17 protein-coding genes are annotated in these 19659 nt (G+C 60.4%); 7 read left to right on the top strand and 10 right to left on the bottom strand.

Annotated elements, in window-relative coordinates:
- The first annotated feature begins 104 nt into the window (after positions 1-104).
- From ABK249_RS16040 to ABK249_RS16055, 4 genes are read left to right on the top strand one after another with little or no spacing between them, the layout of a single operon-like run.
- Positions 105-1025, top strand: coding sequence for an ABC transporter permease (locus ABK249_RS16040; RefSeq protein ID WP_037147642.1), 921 nt, complete (start codon positions 105-107; stop codon positions 1023-1025).
- Positions 1025-1903 carry an ABC transporter permease gene (locus ABK249_RS16045; RefSeq protein ID WP_348863312.1) on the top strand — a complete coding sequence of 293 codons (879 nt, stop codon included), beginning with the start codon at positions 1025-1027 and terminating at the stop codon, positions 1901-1903. Before ABK249_RS16040 ends, ABK249_RS16045 begins: the two co-directional genes overlap by 1 nt.
- Positions 1900-2874, top strand: coding sequence for an ROK family protein (locus ABK249_RS16050; protein ID WP_348863313.1), 975 nt, complete (start codon positions 1900-1902; stop codon positions 2872-2874). The genes ABK249_RS16045 and ABK249_RS16050 overlap by 4 nt, the downstream gene beginning before the upstream one ends.
- 1 nt (position 2875) lies before the next feature.
- Positions 2876-3613 (top strand): copper homeostasis protein CutC, encoded by a 738-nt coding sequence (locus ABK249_RS16055; protein WP_348863314.1) that lies wholly within the window; start codon positions 2876-2878, stop codon positions 3611-3613.
- A gap of 63 nt (positions 3614-3676) precedes the next feature.
- On the opposite strand, the gene ABK249_RS16060 is transcribed toward ABK249_RS16055, so the two are convergent.
- The 5 genes from ABK249_RS16060 to ABK249_RS16080 all read right to left on the bottom strand — a co-directional run bounded on the left by ABK249_RS16060 (position 3677) and on the right by ABK249_RS16080 (position 8290).
- The gene (locus ABK249_RS16060; RefSeq protein ID WP_415926441.1) at positions 3677-4342 is read right to left on the bottom strand and encodes a helix-turn-helix domain-containing protein; all 666 of its coding nucleotides are present in this window, start codon (positions 4340-4342) and stop codon (positions 3677-3679) included.
- A 118-nt stretch (positions 4343-4460) separates the two neighbouring features.
- Complete coding sequence (locus ABK249_RS16065; protein WP_052182707.1) at positions 4461-4805, bottom strand: response regulator transcription factor; 345 nt, start codon at positions 4803-4805, stop codon at positions 4461-4463.
- A 110-nt stretch (positions 4806-4915) separates the two neighbouring features.
- On the bottom strand, positions 4916-5536 hold the full coding sequence (fixJ, locus tag ABK249_RS16070) for a response regulator FixJ (protein ID WP_348863315.1): 621 nt from the start codon (positions 5534-5536) through the stop codon (positions 4916-4918).
- Positions 5523-7040, bottom strand: coding sequence for a sensor histidine kinase (locus ABK249_RS16075; RefSeq protein WP_348863316.1), 1518 nt, complete (start codon positions 7038-7040; stop codon positions 5523-5525). The genes fixJ and ABK249_RS16075 overlap by 14 nt, the downstream gene beginning before the upstream one ends.
- Before the next feature lie 269 nt (positions 7041-7309).
- The gene (locus tag ABK249_RS16080) at positions 7310-8290 is read right to left on the bottom strand and encodes a Bug family tripartite tricarboxylate transporter substrate binding protein (protein WP_348863317.1); all 981 of its coding nucleotides are present in this window, start codon (positions 8288-8290) and stop codon (positions 7310-7312) included.
- A gap of 156 nt (positions 8291-8446) precedes the next feature.
- On the opposite strand from ABK249_RS16080, the gene ABK249_RS16085 reads away from it, so the two are divergent.
- Together ABK249_RS16085 and ABK249_RS16090 are read left to right on the top strand one after the other, a co-directional pair.
- Positions 8447-9988, top strand: a complete 1542-nt coding sequence (locus ABK249_RS16085) for a UbiD family decarboxylase (protein ID WP_348863318.1) — start codon at positions 8447-8449, stop codon at positions 9986-9988.
- 310 nt (positions 9989-10298) lie between these two features.
- Positions 10299-10928 (top strand): response regulator, encoded by a 630-nt coding sequence (locus ABK249_RS16090; protein WP_348863319.1) that lies wholly within the window; start codon positions 10299-10301, stop codon positions 10926-10928.
- 4 nt (positions 10929-10932) lie between these two features.
- Here ABK249_RS16090 and ABK249_RS16095 read toward each other — a convergent pair whose 3' ends face one another.
- Together ABK249_RS16095 and ABK249_RS16100 are read right to left on the bottom strand one after the other, a co-directional pair.
- Positions 10933-11418 (bottom strand): MgtC/SapB family protein, encoded by a 486-nt coding sequence (locus tag ABK249_RS16095; protein WP_348863320.1) that lies wholly within the window; start codon positions 11416-11418, stop codon positions 10933-10935.
- Between the two features lie 83 nt (positions 11419-11501).
- Complete coding sequence (locus tag ABK249_RS16100) at positions 11502-12758, bottom strand: AGE family epimerase/isomerase (RefSeq protein WP_348863321.1); 1257 nt, start codon at positions 12756-12758, stop codon at positions 11502-11504.
- Between the two features lie 175 nt (positions 12759-12933).
- On the opposite strand from ABK249_RS16100, the gene metH reads away from it, so the two are divergent.
- Positions 12934-16707: a methionine synthase gene (gene metH / locus ABK249_RS16105; RefSeq protein WP_348863322.1), complete on the top strand. Its 3774-nt coding sequence runs from the start codon at positions 12934-12936 to the stop codon at positions 16705-16707.
- Positions 16708-16882: 175 nt separating this feature from the next.
- Here metH and ABK249_RS16110 read toward each other — a convergent pair whose 3' ends face one another.
- The 3 genes from ABK249_RS16110 to ABK249_RS16120 are packed head-to-tail and all read right to left on the bottom strand — an operon-like array spanning position 16883 to position 19617.
- Entirely contained in the window at positions 16883-17944 is a 1062-nt protein-coding gene (locus ABK249_RS16110; protein WP_037147615.1) for an ABC transporter ATP-binding protein, read from the bottom strand.
- Between the two features lie 12 nt (positions 17945-17956).
- Positions 17957-18745: an ABC transporter permease gene (locus ABK249_RS16115; protein ID WP_037147612.1), complete on the bottom strand. Its 789-nt coding sequence runs from the start codon at positions 18743-18745 to the stop codon at positions 17957-17959.
- Entirely contained in the window at positions 18742-19617 is an 876-nt protein-coding gene (locus ABK249_RS16120; protein WP_227703097.1) for an ABC transporter permease, read from the bottom strand. The genes ABK249_RS16115 and ABK249_RS16120 overlap by 4 nt, the downstream gene beginning before the upstream one ends.
- Between the last annotated feature and the right edge of the window lie 42 nt (positions 19618-19659).

The raw sequence follows: 19659 nt of genomic DNA on the forward strand, positions 1-19659 counted from the left end.
ATGCTCGGGACAAGCCCGAGGATGACGTCGGGTGGTGTGGCCATGTCGATAGATCGTGAAGCTTTCCGGTATGGGAGAGCCTGAAATGAAAATGTAGAAGGCGGATGAAAGCCTATATAACCAGGAAATTGCTGGCCCTGCCGCTGATCCTGATCGGCGTGTCGCTGCTGGTCTTCGTGGCGATCCGCGCGCTGCCGGGCGATCCGGCGCGGCTGATGGCGGGCCCCGAAGCGACGCAGGAAGCGGTCGATAACATGACGGCACGGCTCGGTCTCGACCGCAGCCTGCCGGCGCAATACGCCTCCTTCGCCTATGGGGCTGTGAGGGGCGATCTCGGTGTTTCGATCAAATCCAAGCTGCCCGTCGTCGACGAGATCGCCGAGCGCCTGCCGTTCACGATCGGGCTTGCGATCACCGCCTATCTGATCGCCATCGGCATCGGCGTGCCAGCCGGCATGATCGCGGCGATCTACCGGCATGGCTGGCCCGACCAGATCGTGATGATCCTTGCCATTGCCGGTGCCTCGATCGCCAATTTCTGGCTGGCGTTGATGGCGATGAATACGTTTTCCGTCCAGCTCGGCTGGCTGCCGTTGCTCGGCGCCGCGTCCTGGAAGAGTTTTATCCTGCCGTCGATCACGCTTGCCGTGCTGCCGACCGCAGTGATCGCCCGCATGACGCGGTCCAGCATGATCGAAGTGATGTCGCAGGATTATATTCGCACTGCCTATGCTAAAGGGGTGGCGCCGCGGACGATCTACTGGAGCCACGCGCTGCGCAACGCGCTGATCCCGATCATCACCATCGTCGGCCTCAATTTCGGCAGCCTGATGGGGGGCGCGGTCGTCACCGAATCTGTCTTCAACTGGCCGGGCATCGGACGGTTTCTTGTCGATGCCGTGCGCTATCGCGACTATCCGGTCATCCAGGGCGTGACACTGGTCGCAGTCGCCGGTGTCGTCGTCATGAATTTCCTGGCGGAGTTGCTGATCGCCCTCCTCAATCCGAAGATAAGGTTTGACTGATGGCGACGATCGAAACCGGCAATGATATTCCCGAGGCATCGCGCCGGCCGGTCTTGATCAGGGCCTTTCGCTGGGTCGCGAACCATCGCAGTATCGCGCTCGGCGGCTTCCTGATCGGCATCATCGTGCTGGCCGCGATCTTCGCGCCACTGATCGCGCCCGCCGATCCTTATGTGCAAGATCTGCTCGCGACCATGGAGCCGCCGTCCTGGGTGCATCCCTTCGGCACGGATGACAATGGCCGCGATATCCTTGCCCGCGTCATCTACGGCGCACGAATCTCGCTGATCGAAGTGGTCTTGAGCGTCGGGTTGGCGGTCGCCGTTGGTGTGCCGCTCGGCATCCTTTCCGGCATGAGCGGCCGTTACGTTGATCAGGCGATCATGTGGACGATGGACATTCTCTTCGCCTTTCCGGGCATTGTGCTCGCCATCCTGATCGTCAGCGTGCTCGGCACCAGCCTCGTCAACCTTCTGATCGCCATTGCCATTTTCTCGGTGCCGGTCTACGCGCGTCTCAGCCGAAACCTTACGCTTGGCCTGAAGAGCATGGACTATGTCGAAGCCGCAATCTCGCTTGGCGTTTCGCGTCGCCGCATTATGACGCACTATATCCTGCGCAATGCGATCGGGCCGATCATCGTGCAGTCGACGCTGACTGCAGGGACCGTCATCTTGTCCGCCGCGAGCCTGTCCTTCCTCGGCCTCGGCGCCCAGCCGCCGTTGCCGGAATGGGGCGCCATGATGAGCGACGGACGCAATTATCTCGGCCTGAATATCTGGATGTCCTTGTTCCCGGGCCTTGCGATCATGATCACCGTGCTCGGGTTCAACATCCTGGGTGACGGACTGCGCGACCTTCTGGATCCGCGTAAATGACGATAGCGACCGCCACGTCTCACACCACAGGCCGGACCGGGCCGGCCAGGCCGGTCTTCTGCGTCGATATCGGCGGGTCTTTCATGAAGTTCGCCGTCTCGCCCGTGCCCGGTGCGCTGATGCCGCTCGGAAAGGTGGCGACACCTGCCGCGGATTGGGGCCGGCTCTCGTCTTTGCTGGCGTCGCTGGTCGCGCGCAACGCCCATGCAGGCGATCCGGCATCTCCGCTGGCGCTGTCGATTGCAGGCCTCATCGATCCGCGCGACGGTGTCGCGACATCGGCCAACATTCCCTGCATTACGGGGCGGCGTATTGGCGACGAGCTTGCGGAAATTCTCGGCCGGCCCGTGCTTGCGGCCAATGATGCCGACTGCCTGACACTTGCAGAGGCGAACGAGGGCGTCGGTCGTGGTCATTCGGTCGTCTTCTGCGCCATCATGGGCACGGGCATTGGCGGAGGGTTGGCAATCGACGGGCGGCTGGTGCGCGGCGCAGGCGGCGTCACCGGCGAATGGGGGCATGGCCCGATCCTCAACACGACCGTCGAACTCGACGGTGAGACGCTGCATATACCAAGGTTTTCCTGCGGTTGCGGCCAGTCTGGCTGCGTCGACACGATAGGCGGCGCACGTGGCATCGAGCGGCTGCACCACTTTCTGCACAGCCAGGAGGAGACGAGCTACCGCATCCTCGAAGACTGGCAGATCGGCGGGGCGAGGGCGGTGAAGACCGTTGCCGTCTGGCTTGAACTGATCGCCGACCCGTTGGCGCTCGCGGTCAATGTCACTGGCGCTTCGATCGTGCCGGTGGGGGGCGGGCTTGCTTCCGTGAGGCCGCTGATCGATGCGCTTGACAAGGCGGTGCGCAAACGCATCCTCAACCGTTTCGATCATCCGCTGGTGACACCCGCACTCCGCCAGGAAGACGGCGGATTGGTCGGTGCTGCCGTGCTCGGCCACCAGGGAGGCTGATTTGCCGGTGCTTCTCGAAGTCTGTGTCGATAGCCCCGAGGGGCTTGCCGCCGCCGTCACCGGCGGAGCGAACCGTGTTGAACTCTGTGCCGCGCTCGATGTCGGAGGCCTGACTGCACCGCCCGGCATGATGGCGCTTGCCGCAAGGGTACCGATCCCGGTCTATGCGATCATTCGACCGCGTGCGGGCGATTTCATTTTCGATGCCGACAACGAAGCGGCGATGATGACCGATATAGAGGCTGCGCGGGCGACGGGCCTGGCTGGCGTAGTGATCGGTGCGAGCCGACCGGACATGACCCTCGACCTGCCAATGCTCAAGCGTCTGATGGCATGCGCCGAAGGCCTGGGTGTGACGCTGCACCGGGCTTTCGACTTGGTTCCCGACCCTTTTGAAGCTTTAGAACAGGCAATCGAGCTCGGGGCCGAGCGCGTCCTGACTTCGGGTCTCAAGGTGAGTGGTCCGGAAGGGGTCGACCTTATCCGTCAGTTGATGGAGCAGGCGGAAGGGCGCATCTCGATCATGCCCGGCGGCGGTATCAACCTTTCCAACGTCGAGCGGGTCGTGCGCGAAACCGGGGTGCATGAAGTTCACAGCTCCTGCCGCCAGCCGGTCGAATGCAGGGACGAACGCGCGATTGCCTTCGGATTTCAGGCGCCTGTCTCCCACGAGACGAGTGGCGAGATTGTGCGCAAAATGCGGAGCCTGCTCGACAAGCTATGTTCAACGGGAATCTGATCGGCATAGGCGAGGCGATCTGCGGTGCTTTTTCCGCATGACGCCGGATATTGCTACTTCAGTTCATGCACAGAGACTGCGGAGCGTTTCGAGCTTCTTAAGTTCGACGCAACGAATGCTGCGCAGCTTGATCAGACCGGCCGAACGGAGTTTTGCGAAAACGCGCGACACCGTTTCGATTGTCAGGCCTAAATAGTCGGCGATATCCAAACGGCTCATCGGCAGGTCGAAATATTCGATCCCGCCCTGGCGATCCGCCATGTCGACCAGGAATCCGGAGATCCGCTCCACCGCCGTCTGGCGGCCGATCATCATGATATGCTCGTGGGCGCGCAGCATGCCGCGCAGCGCCAGCGTGAGAAGCTCCGGAGAGGCTTCGCCGTTTGCAGGGCGGCTGATGGCACGCAGCCCTGTTTGGGTAATGGCTTCGGCGAAGAAACTATGGGTCCGGTCTGCCTCGAACCCAAAGGTCTCCCCGGCCAGATGGAAGGCAATGACCTGCCTCCTTCCATCCGACAGCAGGCGATGCACGCGCACCGCGCCGAATTCGACCTGGTAAAATGTGCCGGCCTTGTCGCCGGGAGCATAGATTTCCGCTCCTGCATTGAAGGTGACGACGGAATATGTCGGCGGGAAACCCGCTGTCGGAGATACGATCGACATGGGCCGGCCCGGTGCAAGTTCCCGTCGCATAGCATGAGCGGCTGCGGTCTGCATATCGTCCTGCATATCGTCGATTCTCCCCTTTGCGATCTCAGGATGCCTCACGACGGAGCAGGGATAAATTCGGTTGTATCACTAGGGGTATTTACGTAGTGGAGGGGGAGGAAGCGGTTCGGACAAATTGTCAGGTTGCTCGTGCGACGTGTTTCACGAGATCCACCAGATCGGCGCCATCAAAAGGCTTTGTGAGGGTGAGCCATGGATTGTTCTCCATAGGCGGAGACATGCCGTCGGTGAGCAGGATAATCGCATGGCCCGAAGCGAGGAGTTCTTGCCGGAGGTCGTGATGGCCACGCAGTATCTGATCATCGACGATCATACAACGCACTGGCGTGACGGGAACCCGGCCCTTGCCCCAGGAATCATAGGCTTCGACCTGATATCCCTCCACCTCGAGCGCGAATGTCAGCGATTGCCGGAGACCAAGATCCGGAGCGATAACGATGATTATCCCCGATGATGCCAGCACAGAACTTCCCGCGGATGGGACGGTCGAACTACCGCTTGCATCAGGCCTCTAGAGGCTATCGGAGTTATGCGCTTTGCGTTAGATCAAGAAATCCAAAATAATTTACGGCCTCATTGCCAGGAGAAGCCGACGGCTATCGCCATGCGGACGAGCTGAGGCAAGCTCCTCGCCTTCATCTTGGCCATGACGTTTGCTCGATGTACCTCGACCGTTCGAGGGCTGATATCGAGATCATAGGCAATGGACTTGTTCGGAAGACCGGCAACGACGGCAGCCAGCACTTGCCGCTCCCGGTCGCTTAGGCTTTCAAGGCGCGTCAGCACTTCCGTTGTGCTGTCGACATCGAGTGGTTTGTCCGGGATCTGTCCGGCGGCACGCCGGATCGCTTCGATGATGATGATGTCTTCGAAGGGTTTTTCGATGAAATCGACAGCGCCAGCCTTCATCGCCTCCACGGCCATCGGAACATCGCCATGACCGGTGATGACAACTGCCGGGATCTTCGCGCGGGTTGAAGTCAATCTGCGGATCAGCTCGACACCCGTCATGTCAGGCATGCGCAGGTCCGTCACCAGTATGCCATTGCGGATGCTGGGCGCGAATTGCAGGAAGGATGAGGCCGTTTCATGGACGCGCACGGCAAAGCCGTTCATGGTCAGCATGAAGGCAAGGGACTTCCTGACCGCCTCCTCGTCATCGACGATATGGACCGTATAGTCACCTGTCTGCATTCTCACGTTCCCCCATGTCGATCGGAAGCGTGAAACGGAACGTCGCCCCTCCAGCCGGATTGCGCGACACCGTCATCTCCCCGCCGTGAGCTTCAATGATGCGTTTGGAAATCGAAAGGCCTATCCCCATGCCGCCTGCCTTGGTGGTGACGAATGGTTTGAAAAGCTGGTCGGTAATCTCGCCAGAGATGCCCGGCCCGGTATCCTGGACGATCACGGCCATCATGTCATCGTTTTCCTGGACGGTCCGGATTGCGAGCTCGCGCCGCGGGCTGCCTTGCATGGCTTCGATGGCGTTGCGCATCAGATTTGTCAGAACCTGCTGTATCTGTATGCGATCCGCTACGACTGTTTCCGTGCCAGGCGTGAACTCGAAAATCGTCTGGACACCTTTCTCGCGCGAACCGACAAGCGCCAAAGCGCCGGCGTCTTCGATCAGCCGGCGAATGTTCTGAGGCGATTTTTCCGTTTCGCCTTTGATGACGAATTCACGCAACTGCTTGATGATCTGCCCGGCGCGGAGCGATTGATTGGCGGTCTCCTCCAAAGCCTCGCGCATACGAACCGCAACCGGTTCGTCCATCTCGCGCAGAAGGCGTGCACACCCGTGGACATAGTTGGCGATGGCGGAGAGCGGCTGGTTCAGCTCATGGGCAAGGGTGGAGGCCATTTCGCCCATTTCATTGAGGCGCGCGAGCCGTGCCAGCTCTCCCTGCATTTCCTGCAGGCGCGCGGCCGATTCCTCCCGTTCCGTCAGGTCTCGGACGAAGCCTGTGAAGAAGATTTCTCCATCTGTACGAGTTTCGCCGACAGCGAGCTTCATAGGAAAAGTCGAGCCATCCTTGCGGCGTCCGAAGACGACGCGATCGATGCCGATGATCCGCTTTTCGCCGGTCCTCAGATATCTCTCCATGTAGCCGTCATGCTCCCGACGATAAGGCTCCGGCATCAGTATGCGGAGATTCTGCCCGATCACCTCGTCTTCCGAATATCCAAACTGACGGACCGCCGCCGCGTTGAAGGAGACGATCGTTCCGTCCTTGGTGGCGACGATGCTGGCATCAAGCACGGTGTCGAGCACGGAACGAAGCTGGGCCTCACGGGAATCCGCCTTGACCTGAGCTCTTTCGATTGCCTTGCGGGCGGAATGGAGCATTTGTCCGATCAGGGCTATGATCACGCCGACAATGCCGATGGATACCATTTCCGAAGATGTGGCACCTCGTGGCGAAAACTCCCTGATCGCATAGACTGACAGAAGCGAAAGGGCCACGGCGAAAAGAGAAAAGCGCATGCCGCCGATAACCGCGGCGATCAGAATTGGCGGGACGAAGAAGACGAATATCGGCCCCTCGACAGACACGCCGTAAAAGGCAAGGCGCAGCACAAAGGCGATCAGCACGCCCGCTGCCGCGATGAAGTAACCTTCGGCGGCAGAAAACCGACGACTTAAGAAAGATTGGATGAAATCATCCGTTCTATCGGCGACCGTGCGCATATCCATGATGCTCACCCGCCGCCGACTGCTCGAAGAAAAATCCCTTCCATCTGTGCATACGAAACCCAGCTGCCTCTCCCGGAACGACTTTTAGCATGATGTATGACACAACGTCCAATAGGGGGATGGTCACACTCTCGGCAGTGCATATGCTTTTTTCGTGTTTGCCCAAATAAAGAGAGATGGTCCGGTTCTGAAAAAGAAAAGCGGTGCTTACGCCGCTTTTCGCCGGTGACGGCCAGTCTTCTGAACTGATTGTGGCGAATTGGGCCACATTATTGCTGCGGGATGTTGGCGATTTTGACGTAGTCTGCCCAGGCCGCGACTTCTTTCTTCAGATATTCCTGGGCTTCTTCCGGCGTGCTGATGAAGATATCGCCGCCCTGATCGGTCACGAACTTCCTGACGTCGTCCTGGCTGAGGACTTCCTTGGTCCAGCCATTGATCTTGTCGACGATGTCCTTCGGCGTTTCGGAGGGAACCATCATGGCAAACCAGCCGACCTGATCCATCGGATATCCTTCCTCTGTCATCGTCGGAACGTCGGGTGCGCCTGGAATGCGCTTGGCAGAGCTGACGGCAAGCAGGCGATAGCGGCCCTCGCGAAGCTGGGAGAGCGAGAAAACCGGATCCTGGGCTGCGAAAGTCATCGCGCCGCTCATGATATCGTTCATCGAATCGGCGCTGCTCTTGTAGGAGACCTCAACCGTCTCCAGGCCGGCCTTCTCCTTGTAGATGGCGGCCAGAACCTTGCCGGAAGTGTTGTTGACGGCGTAGCTTGCGTTCGAACCTTCTTTTTTCAGGTATTCGGTGAGTTCCTTCATATTCTTGATCGGGCTGGAAACCGGTACGGCGATCATGTGCGGCTGCTTGTTGATCGTTGCAGCGATCTGAAGGTCCTTTACGACATCGATCGGTGGCTTCTTGAACATGTGCATATTGCCGGCGACGGCGCTGCCGGTGTGGAAGAAGATGGTGTAGCCGTCCGGCTTTGCGCGGGCGACATATTCGGCAGCGATATTGCCGCCGGCACCCGGCTTGTTCTCCACGATAATCGTCGCACCCGAGAGCTTTGCGATCTTTTCCGCAAAGTAGCGGACGATGACGTCTGCGCCGCTGCCGGCCGGAAACGCACAGATCATGCTGATAGTCTGGCTTGGAAAATCCGCCTGGGCAGCGGCTGGCGACAACCCGAGGACGGAGCCTCCGAATGCGAGCGAGGCTGCAAGCATGAAACAACGAGTGATCTTCTGCATAAAGTTCCTCCCAATGAACGACCCAGCGTTGCATCAAAGCCGGTCAGTCGCGTCTCCCAATGCGACTTAATGCAACATTGTATAATTATATTTGATTTAATCAACTGTTCCGGATAGAAAACGACGCACACAAAACTGCTTCCGGGAGAGGACAGAATGACCATCAACACGACAACCAGATCCGCTGCCGCGCTCAACCTTGACCGCTTTCGGCTCAGGAACTTTGTCGAGGGCTTGAATGCCGATGAGTTGGATGTCCGGGAGGAGAAAGTCGACCTCGCCGATGTCGCGGCCATCCTGCAGAACAATCCGAAGGCTGTCTGGTTCAGGAATGTCGGCCCGGAGGGGCAGGAACTGGTCGGCAACGTTGTCGGCAGCCGGTCGCGTCTTGCCAAGGCTTTCGGCGTGCCGGCGGGCGAGGTGGCTCTCGAAATGCGCCGCCGTCTGTCGCTGAAGCCCGAACTGGTCAAACTTTCGAAGGATGAGGCTCCGGTGCAGCAGGTCGTTTTGACCGGTGCGGATGCGGATCTGCTCAAATTGCCGGTCCACGTGCAGCACGCGCTCGACGGTGCGCCCTATATATCGGCAACGATCGATTACACGATCGACCCCAAGAACGGCCGCTACAACTGCGGCATGCGACGCCTGATGCTGCGTGGCCCGCAGGAAGCCGGTGTCGACCTGATCGCGCCCAGTGATCTTCGCGTCATGTATATGGCCTCTGCCGAACGCGGCGAGCGCCTTAACGTCGCCTATGTGGTCGGGTGCCATCCGATCGACATGGTTTCCGCGACGATGAAAGAGCCCGTCGATGAGCTCGAGCTCATTTCCTCGCTGAGGGCTGCGCCGCTGCCGGTCGTCAAATGCGTTACGAACGACATCATGGTGCCGGCCGATGCCGAAATGGTCATCGAAGGCTATTTCGACGAGCGTGGCTATGTCGAAAAGGAAGGCCCCTATGGCGAGTATCTCGGCTATTACGGCGTCGTGAAGACCAATCCGGTTTTTCACGTCACGGCGATCACTCACCGCAAGGATGCGCTGTTCCAGACCGCCACCATCAGCGGCAATCGCATGGACTATACTGATACGTCCAATCTTGAGGCGCTCCGCATGGAGATGAACGTCTGGAAGATCCTTGGCGAGGTGGTGCGCCAGCCGGTTGCCGTCTATGCGCCGGTCGCCGCCGGCGGCTCGATGAGCATGCGCTTCTCCATCCGCCAGACCTATCCGGGCGAGGCGCGTTCTGCGCTCTATGCGGTCCTTGGCGCGGTCGGCGTCAAGAACGTCTTCGTCGTCGATCCAGACATCGACATCTTCGACGACAGTCAGATGGAATGGGCGTTCGGCACGCGTTTCCAGGCGGACCGCGATCTCGTGATCGCCACAGGCGTGCGGCTGTCGCCTCTCGATCCGTCGCTGCACGGCGCCCGTTCCGGCGCGAAAGCCGGTTACGATCTAACCTGGCCGGTGCAGCATGCGCAGAACTGGGAACTGGTGACGCCACAGGCTCCTTCCTATCCTGGCGAGCGTTATCCTTCGCTCGAAGCGGCGCTGAAGGCGGGCCCGAAATATTTCGAGGAATTGATGGCTGCCGTCGGCAGCCGTGATGGCCGGGAGGTGGTGCGTGAGCTCGACACCTTCCGGTCGAGGGGGCTGGAGCGCGATGAGCGCGGCCGTTATTATCTTCCGAAATAGGCTGGATTACATATCGGCACGTTGTGCCTTGCTGGTGCGGCCTTCCGGCGAATGATCCGGAGGGCTTTCATTGTTGAGGTGATATCGGCTCGTTCAGTCCCTGAGGCTTTGTGCAGTTTCTCCACGACGTGGCACAGGTGCGGCACGTGCAACTCCCGCGTATCAGAACTGGAACCAGGATTGCGACTTTAGGTATTTTTTAGTGCATTGCGATGATGCTGTGGGAGTTTTTCAGCACTCGCTTGAATTCAATTGTCAATAGTCGCGGAAATTCTATAACCTGATACCGCATTGGCATCGGGGGCGACGCATGTTCCGATTGACGGAGTTTTCCGACATCGACTTGGATCGGCTGTTCCACCTCTCGCCCAATCCCTATGTCCTTCTCGACCGGGAATTGCGGTTCGTGAGGACAGACGATGCCTCTCTCGCGGCTATCGGGCGCAGCCGCAAAGAGCCTCTCCCGCGTCGTGTGCGCGATGCGTTTCGCGAAGCAAGCCCGGCAACGGGACGATCTCGCATATATTTGCCCCATTTCATAGGCGAGGAGGACGTCATTACCGAGAGCTCCAACGTGCCGATTACCGTGCTGCTGGTCGAAGACGAAGTCCTGATCCGCATATCGACGGCGGACCTCCTGCAGGATTCCGGCATGAATGTCGTGGAAGCAGGCTCGGCCGATGAAGCGCTTGCCGCCATGCGAGACCATCCGGTCGACATCCTCGTCACCGATGTGAATTTGCCGGAGATGAGCGGTCCGCAGCTCATCCTGAAGATAAGGGAAACGCTGCCACTCCTGCCGGTTATCTTCGCGACGGGCGACAATAACGTGCCGGGGGTGGAGGAGCTCGAACATTCCGCGGTGATCGTCAAGCCGTACGAATACGAAATACTCGTCACCCATATCCACGCTATGGTCCCGTCGCGAGACGGCGGCTGAGCCGCTAATCCTCCTTCATGCCGGTAGCCACTTCGGTCTTGCGCAGCAGCCAGAGGATGATGATGCCGATCATCGTTGCCGCGAACGCAACGACCCACATGCCGAATCCGACGCAAAGCCCGATGGCACCCGATAGCCACATGCTGGCGCCGGTGGTCAGCCCCTTCACGTCGCCGCGCGTGTAGATGATCACTCCGGCGGCCAGGAAAGCGATGCCGGCCGTGACCGCCTCGATAAGGCGGATGGGATCGATCCGGACAGTATTCGGCAGATCGCCGAACTCGTGCATGATTTGAAGGCCGACGAGTGTGAACACTGCGGCGGCAAGCCCGATCAGCATATTGGTGCGCAAACCCGCCGGGTTCCTGCGGAATTCCCGTTCGAGGCCGATAAGGCCGCAGAAAATTGTGGCGCCAATCAATCTTGCCAGCAGCACGCCGATCGTCACGGGCGCCTCGTGCGAAAATTCCTGAGCGAGACTGTTCAGCATGAGTGGTCGAGTTCCGATGTCACGTTTCAGTGACACAGGAACTGGTCCAGGCTCTTATGGTTCCGTCGCCCTGGTTGATGCTTTCAGATGTGCCCGCCGGCTTCAACAATGACCCTGGTTAGGCTGCCGGCTGCCGGAAAGAGTGGGATGAGGCAGGCCTGCAGGGCGTGATAGATGTCACCCTTGCCAGGAAAGAGGGTATGGACCGGGACGAGGTCTTCCGTCAGTTCCTCGTGCCAGCCGCCGTTCCCATGGTCGATGAACCGGCTCGCAATGGTTCCCCAGATCAGCCGATAGCTATCCTCATAGAAACGATCCGCCGGCAAAAGCTCATTCAGGAAATGCGCCGCTCCCACCGCCTCGCACATCGGCCACCAGAGCTTGCTCACCTTGGCCGGCCTGTCCTGCCAGTCGAGCGTGTAGAAGAAACCGCCTTTCTCCTTGTCCCAACCGAGTGACATGGACTGTACGAAGAGCGATTTCGCGGCCTCGGGCATCCAGGCGTGCTTCTTGCCGCCGAGGGTCCAGAGCTGTAATGCGAGGCGCGCCCATTCCAGCCAGTGGCCGGGCGTCGTGCCGGCCGGGCGGAACATCTCGTCGGGATGGTAATAATCCTTGTCGATTGTCCATTCCGCATCGAAATGCTCGGCGACCCGGAAGCCGACACTGCCGGCACACCGGCGGATGACGAGATCGGCGATGCTTTCGGCCTTGTCGAGATAGGCATTCTCTCCGGTCGCCTCGAAGGCGGCCATCAGCGCCTCTGTCAGGTGCATGTTGGAATTCTGGCCGCGATAGGTTCCGCCATCGACCGGCGTCCAGTCGCGATTGAATTCTTCCGCGATTGCGCCGTGGCGGGCTTCCCAGAACTTTGTCTCCAGGACTTCAGTGATGTCGGCCAGCATCCGGTCGGCGAGCGGGTGGCCGGCAACCTTGGCGGAGGAGGCGGCCAGCAGTACGAAGGCGTGGCCATAGCCCTGCTTGGCGGAATCGGCCGCGCCGTCATCATTGACCTGCCAGAAATAGCCGCCATGCTGCGTGTCGCGATGGCGTTCCCAGAGATAACGCATGCCGTGGTCGATCACGTCACCGGAGCCGGGACGGCCGAGCAGGTAGCCGATCGAGAAGCAGTGGACCATCCGCGCGGAAGCATGGATGCCCCGGGTCGGATTGGCGCCGCCGAGCGGTGCTCCCCGGTCATCGAGATCGAAGAAACCGCCTTTCTGGTTCACGGACCGGTATTGGAAGAAATCGAAGAGCCCGTCCGCCTGATCCAGCAGCCAGCGACGATGATAGGGAAGGCTCGCCCAGTTGGCGGCTATCTGACTGTTGTCGCTCATGGGATACCTCGGAATCTCTGGTGGGTTACGTAGCTCAACGCGTATAACGCCAGGTCGGTTTCCTGTCATCGCTGAATCCTCGACCTGGTCACATCAAATCCGATCCAAGTTATATATTGACATAAAGATATGTTTATGCGGTTATTGAACAATCCAAAGATGATAAGGATATGTCATGTTCGATGAACTTTTCGGCCCCGAAGCCTCTCGGCGCGACGGCGCGGAAATTCTTGCGGCGCTTCAGGCCGCAGCGCGGGAGCGCATCCTCGTCATCGACGGCGCCATGGGCACTCAGATCCAGGGCCTCGGCCTCGACGAGCAACAGTTCCGAGGCGAGCGTTTCGCCGGCTGCGCCTGCCATCAGCAGGGCAACAACGATCTTCTGATCCTCTCGCAGCCGCAGGCGATCGAGGAAATCCATTATCGTTATGCAAAGTCAGGGGCGGATATCCTCGAGACCAACACCTTCTCGTCGACCCGCATTGCCCAGGCCGACTACCAGATGGAGAATGCGGTCTACGACCTGAACCGTGACGGTGCGCGCCTGGCGCGCCGTGCAGCACTCAGGGCCGAGAAGGAGGACGGTCGCCGCCGCTTCGTCGCCGGCGCCATCGGGCCGACCAATCGCACCGCCTCCATTTCCCCCGATGTCAACAACCCCGGTTACCGCGCGGTGACATTCGACGACCTGCGGCTTGCCTATGGCGAACAGCTCGACGGCCTCATCGACGGCGGCGCCGATATCATCCTCATCGAGACGATTTTCGATACGCTGAACGCCAAGGCGGCGATCTTCGCCTGCGCCGAACGTTTCGCCGAGAAGGGCATCCATCTGCCTGTGATGATCTCCGGCACGATCACCGACCTGTCCGGCCGCACGCTCTCCGGCCAGACGCCGTCCGCCTTCTGGTATTCCGTGCGCCATGCCAGGCCGTTCACGATCGGCCTCAACTGCGCGCTCGGCGCCGATGCCATGCGCCCGCATCTGCAGGAGCTTTCGTCGGTTGCCGATACCTTCATATCGGCCTATCCGAATGCCGGCCTGCCGAACGAATTCGGTCGCTACGACGAGACGCCGGACGACATGGCGCGCCAGATCCGCGGCTTTGCAGAGGAAGGTCTGGTCAATGTTGTCGGCGGCTGCTGCGGCTCGACGCCCGAGCACATCCGGGCGATCGCTGATGCCGTCGCGTCGTTCGGGCCGCGCGAAGTGCCGGAGCACAAGCCGTTCATGGCGCTTGCCGGCCTCGAACCCTTCGTGTTCACGAAGGACGTGCCTTTCGTCAACGTCGGCGAGCGCACCAATGTCACCGGTTCGGCCAAGTTCCGCAAGCTGATCACCGCCGGCGACTTTACCGCAGCACTCGCGGTCGCCCGCGACCAGGTGGAGAACGGCGCCGCGGTCATCGACATCAACATGGACGAGGGCCTGATCGATTCCGAAAAGGCGATGGTCGAATTCGTCAACCTGATCGCCGCCGAGCCGGATATTGCGCGCGTGCCGCTGATGCTCGATTCCTCCAAGTTCGAGATCATGGAGGCCGGCCTGAAGTGCGTGCAGGGCAAGCCGGTCGTCAACTCGATCTCGATGAAGGAAGGCGAGGAGAAGTTCCTCGCCCAGGCGCGGCTCCTGCGCAATTATGGCGCGGCGGTCGTCGTCATGGCCTTCGACGAGCAGGGGCAGGCGGATACCTACGAGCGCAAGGTGTCGATTGCCGAACGGGCTTACAAGCTCCTGACCGAAGAGGCGGATTTCCCGCCGGAAGACATCATCTTCGACCCGAACATCTTTGCCGTCGCAACCGGTATCGAGGAGCACAACAATTACGGCGTGGCCTTTATCGAGGCGACCCGGACGATCCGCGAGAAGATGCCGCTGGTGCATGTCTCGGGAGGCGTCTCGAACCTCTCCTTCTCCTTCCGCGGCAACGAGCCGGTGCGCGAGGCGATGCATGCCGTGTTCCTCTACCATGCCATCCAGGCGGGCATGGACATGGGCATCGTCAATGCGGGCCAGCTCGCGATCTACGAGAACATCGATCCGGAATTGCGCGAGGCCTGCGAGGACGTGGTGCTCAACCGCCGCGACGACGCGACCGAGCGAATGCTTGAAATCGCCGAGCGTTATCGCGGCGCCGGAACCAAGGAAGCAAAGGCTCAGGATCTCGCCTGGCGTGAATGGCCGGTCGAGAAGCGGCTTTCGCATGCGCTGGTCAACGGCATCACCGAATATATCGAGGCGGATACGGAAGAGGCACGCCAGTCGGCCGAGCGGCCGCTGCATGTGATCGAGGGGCCGCTGATGGCCGGCATGAACGTGGTTGGCGACCTGTTCGGTTCGGGAAAGATGTTCCTGCCGCAGGTGGTGAAATCCGCCCGCGTCATGAAGCAGGCGGTGGCCGTGCTCCTGCCCTATATGGAAGAGGAGAAGCGCCTCAATGGCGGCGACCAGAAGAAGTCCGCCGGCAAGGTGCTGATGGCGACCGTCAAGGGCGACGTCCACGACATCGGCAAGAACATCGTCGGCGTCGTGCTTGCCTGCAATAATTATGAGATCATCGACCTCGGCGTCATGGTGCCGGCCACGAAGATCCTCGAGACGGCCATCAACGAGAAGGTCGATATCATCGGGCTTTCGGGCCTCATCACGCCGTCGCTCGACGAGATGGTGCATGTCGCCTCCGAAATGGAGCGGCAGGGTTTCGATATCCCGTTGCTGATCGGCGGAGCCACCACGAGCCGTGTCCATACGGCCGTGAAAATCCATCCGCGCTATGATCGCGGCCAGGCGGTCTATGTCAACGATGCGAGCCGCGCCGTCGGCGTCGTCTCCTCGTTGCTCTCGCCCGAAGCGAGGTCCGGCTATATCAGCACCGTGCAGGCGGAATATGCCAAGGTGGCCGCGGCCCATGCCCGTTCCGAGGCCGAGAAGACACGCCTTTCGATTGCGCGCGCCCGCGACAATGCGGAAAAGCTCGACTGGTCGGACTACAGGCCGACGAAGCCGCAGTTTACCGGCACGAAGGTCTTCGAGACCTACGATCTGGCGGAATTGGCGAAATACATCGACTGGACGCCATTCTTCCAGACCTGGGAACTGAAAGGACGTTTCCCGGCGATCCTCGAGGATGAGAAGCAGGGCGAGGCAGCCCGTCAGCTCTATGCCGATGCTCAGGAGATGCTGGAAAAGATCATCGCCGAAAAGTGGTTCCGGCCGCGCGCAGTCATCGGTTTCTGGCCGGCCAATGCGGTTGGCGACGACATCCGCCTCTTCACGGACGAGGGCCGCAACCGGGAACTGGCGACATTCTTCACGCTGCGCCAACAGCTTTCGAAGCGGGACGGCCGGCCGAACGTGGCGCTTTCGGATTTCGTTGCGCCGGTTGCGACGGGCCTTCAGGATTACGTCGGCGGTTTCGTGGTGACGGCAGGCATCGAGGAAGTGGCGATCGCCGAGCGTTTCGAACGGGCGAACGACGATTATTCGTCGATCCTCGTCAAGGCGCTGGCAGACCGTTTTGCAGAAGCCTTTGCGGAATGCATGCACACGCGTGTCCGCAGGGAATTCTGGGGCTATGCGGCGGACGAGACACTTTCCTCCGACGATCTGATCGCGGAAGCCTATGCCGGTATCCGGCCGGCCCCCGGTTATCCGGCCCAGCCTGACCATACCGAAAAGGCGACGCTGTTCCGGCTGCTCGACGCGGAAAACGCGACCGGTGTCGAGCTCACGGAAAGCTACGCCATGTGGCCGGGCTCGTCCGTTTCCGGCCTCTATATCGGTCACCCCGCATCCTATTATTTCGGCGTCGCGAAGGTCGAACGGGACCAGGTCGAAGACTATGCCAGGCGCAAGGGCATGGCGATCGAGGAGGTCGAGCGCTGGCTCGGCCCGGTTCTCAACTATGTACCATCGTCCGGCCGGGATGCAGTCGACGACGCAGCATAGGTGGAACGCGAAAGGGGCGCTGGATGGTGCCCCTTCAGCCTGCTCGCAAAGATTCGAAAACCTTTGATCCGTCATGCTCGGGCCTGTCCCGAGCATCTGCAAACCGCTGACGTCTGTAGATCCTCGGCACAAGGCCGAGGATGACGTCGAGAGTTATCAGGTTTGCCGGATCACATCACTCGCGGACGATCAGGAAGTCGCTGGCGTTGAAGCACAGCGTCACGGTCTCGCCCGCCTGTGGCATGACTGCGTCCGGCGCATTGAACATGTCGAAGGAAATCTGGTCACCGCCGACGTCGATCTTGGTGCGTATCACCGAGCCAAGGAAGTGCGAGGAGGTGACCTTGCCGGTCAGCGACGTATCGCCTTTGGCGTTGTCGGAAAGCGAGCCGGCTTCCGGGCGAAGTGCGATGGACAGTTTGTCGCCGCCTTTTAGCGCACCTATGGGTTCCCGCAACTTCACCACATTCTCGCCGACCTTGATCGTGTTGGCCGCAGGATCGACGACGACCGCGTCGATTATGTTGAGCGTGCCGACGAAGGAGGCAACGAAGCGGGTGGCAGGACGATTGTAGATTTCCGATGGCGTGCCGATCTGGTCGGCCCGGCCGGCATTCATGACGACGATGCGGTCGGAAATCGACAACGCCTCTTCCTGGTCGTGGGTCACGAAGACCGTGGTGATGCCGAGCCGGCTCTGGATCTGGCGGATCTCCTCGCGCAGCGACACGCGGATCTTGGCGTCGAGCGCCGAAAGCGGTTCGTCGAGCAGCAGGACTTGCGGCTTCGGGGCAAGTGCCCTCGCCAGTGCCACGCGCTGCTGCTGGCCGCCGGACAGTTGGTAGGGATAGCGGTCGGCGAGATGTTCCAGATGGATGAGTTCCAGCATCTCCTTCACGCGCGTCTCGATCTCGCTCTTCGGCTTGCCGGCAACCTTGAGGCCGAAGGCGACATTGTCGAAGACGTTCATATTCGGGAAAAGCGCATAGGCCTGGAAGACCATGCCGATATTGCGTTGGTTGGTCTTGAGCCGGTTCTGGTTCTTGCCGTTGATAACGACCGTTCCGTCGCTCGGCGTCTCGAAGCCGGCGATCATCCGCAGCACGGTGGTCTTGCCGCAGCCGGAGGGGCCGAGAAAGGAGACGAACTCTCCCTTTTCGATCGCCATGCTGAAGTCCTTCACGACCTGAACCTGTCCGAAACTCTTCTTGATGTTTTCGAGTACCAAGAACGACATGCAGGAAATTCCTCAAGGACGCGAAGGCGCCAGTTTGCTGAAACGGGACACGAGCTGGATGAGCCCCATCGAAAGCCAGGTGACGGCAAACGCGATGATGGCGAGCGCGGACGGCTCGTAGGCCTTGTTGGCGCCGACGAGTTGCAGGTAGGGGCCGAAGGCAGGGCGGTTGAGAAGCGCTGCCATGGTGAATTCGCCCATGACGATCGCAAAGGTAATGAAGGCGCCGGACAGAACGCCCGACATGACGTTCGGAAAGATGCAGCGGAACATGATGGTCGGCCATTTGGCGCCCAGGATCTCGGCGGCCTCCGTCAGCGTTCTCACATCGATCGCCCGCATCGCCGTATCGACGGAACGATACATGTAGGGCAGTGAAAGCGTGATGTAGGAAAGCACGAGCAGCGCGTTCGTGCCCTGGGTCGAGCCGGTGAAGGGCAGCCAGGACGAGGAGTTGTAGAGGCGCAGGTAGCCGAAGACGATGACGATGGCCGGGATGACGAGCGGCATCAGGGTGATGAATTCGACGACCGGGCGCATCTGCGGCAGGCGCAGCCGCACCCAGTAGGCGGTCGGCACGACCAGCAGCATGCCGAAGATGATGGTGAAGAGCGCCATCAGCATGGAGAAGCCGAAGGTCTCGCGAAACTGCATATCCGAGAAGACGGATTGATAGGCGTCGAAGGAATATTCGCCGCGCCGCATGCGCAGCGAGAACTCGAAGGTGCCGATCAGCGGCACGAAGAAGTAGATCAGGCCGATGGCGATGGCGATCCAGGCCAGGATCTTGCTCGTCTTCATTTCTGCCACCGTTCAGCGCGGGTGCGCAGCCAGATGTAGAGGATGTTGGAGATGCCGGTGATGACGATCATGCCGAGTGCCAGCGCATAGCCGAGATTGGCGTTGTGCAGCACATCGCCGCGAATCTGGGCGTAGAGCAGGATCGGCACGATGTTGAGCGAGGAGCCGGTCAGCGCATAGGCCGTTGCGATTGCGCCGAAGGCATTGGCGAAGAGAAGCAGCGTCGTGCCCATCAGGCTTGGCCAGAGGATCGGAAGCGCCACCATGCGCCAATATTGCCAGGTCGAAGCGCCGAGAATTTCCGAGGCCTCGCGCCATTCCCTCTTCATGCCGTCGAGTGCCGGTGTCAGGATCAGCACCATCAGCGGAATCTGGAAGAACATGTAGGTGATGGTCAGGCCGAAGAAGGAGAGGATGTTGAAGCCGGTCGAGTAGAGGTTGAAGCCAAGCCAGTCGCGCAGCAGAATGGTGACGAGACCCGTGCGGCCGAGCGTGGCGAGGAAGGCGAAGGCAAGCGGTACGCCGGCGAAGTTGGACGCGACGCCGGAAAACGTCAGCAGCCCCGAGCGGACCCAGGGGGGTACGCCGCCGAGCACGATCGCCCAGGCGAGAAAGAAACCGATCACCGCGCCGCCGATGGATGATGCGACCGAGACCCTGATGCTGATCCAGTAGGCGCTCATGATCGACGGCGTGAAGAGGTCGACGATGTTCTTGAAGGTGAACTCACCGTCCGGCGTGAAAAAGGCGCCCGTCACCAAATAGAGCGTCGGGATGATCAGGAACATCAGCGCGAAGATCATGAACGGCGCGATGCCGAGCCAATCGACGACAATGCGGCGGTCGATGAAGGACGTGGTGGCGGTGCTCATGCGTTCCGGTTTCGCCCGAGAAAGAAGAAGGTCTCCCCGCAA

This window comes from Neorhizobium phenanthreniclasticum, assembly GCF_040066075.1.
GTDB lineage: Bacteria > Pseudomonadota > Alphaproteobacteria > Rhizobiales > Rhizobiaceae > Neorhizobium > Neorhizobium petrolearium.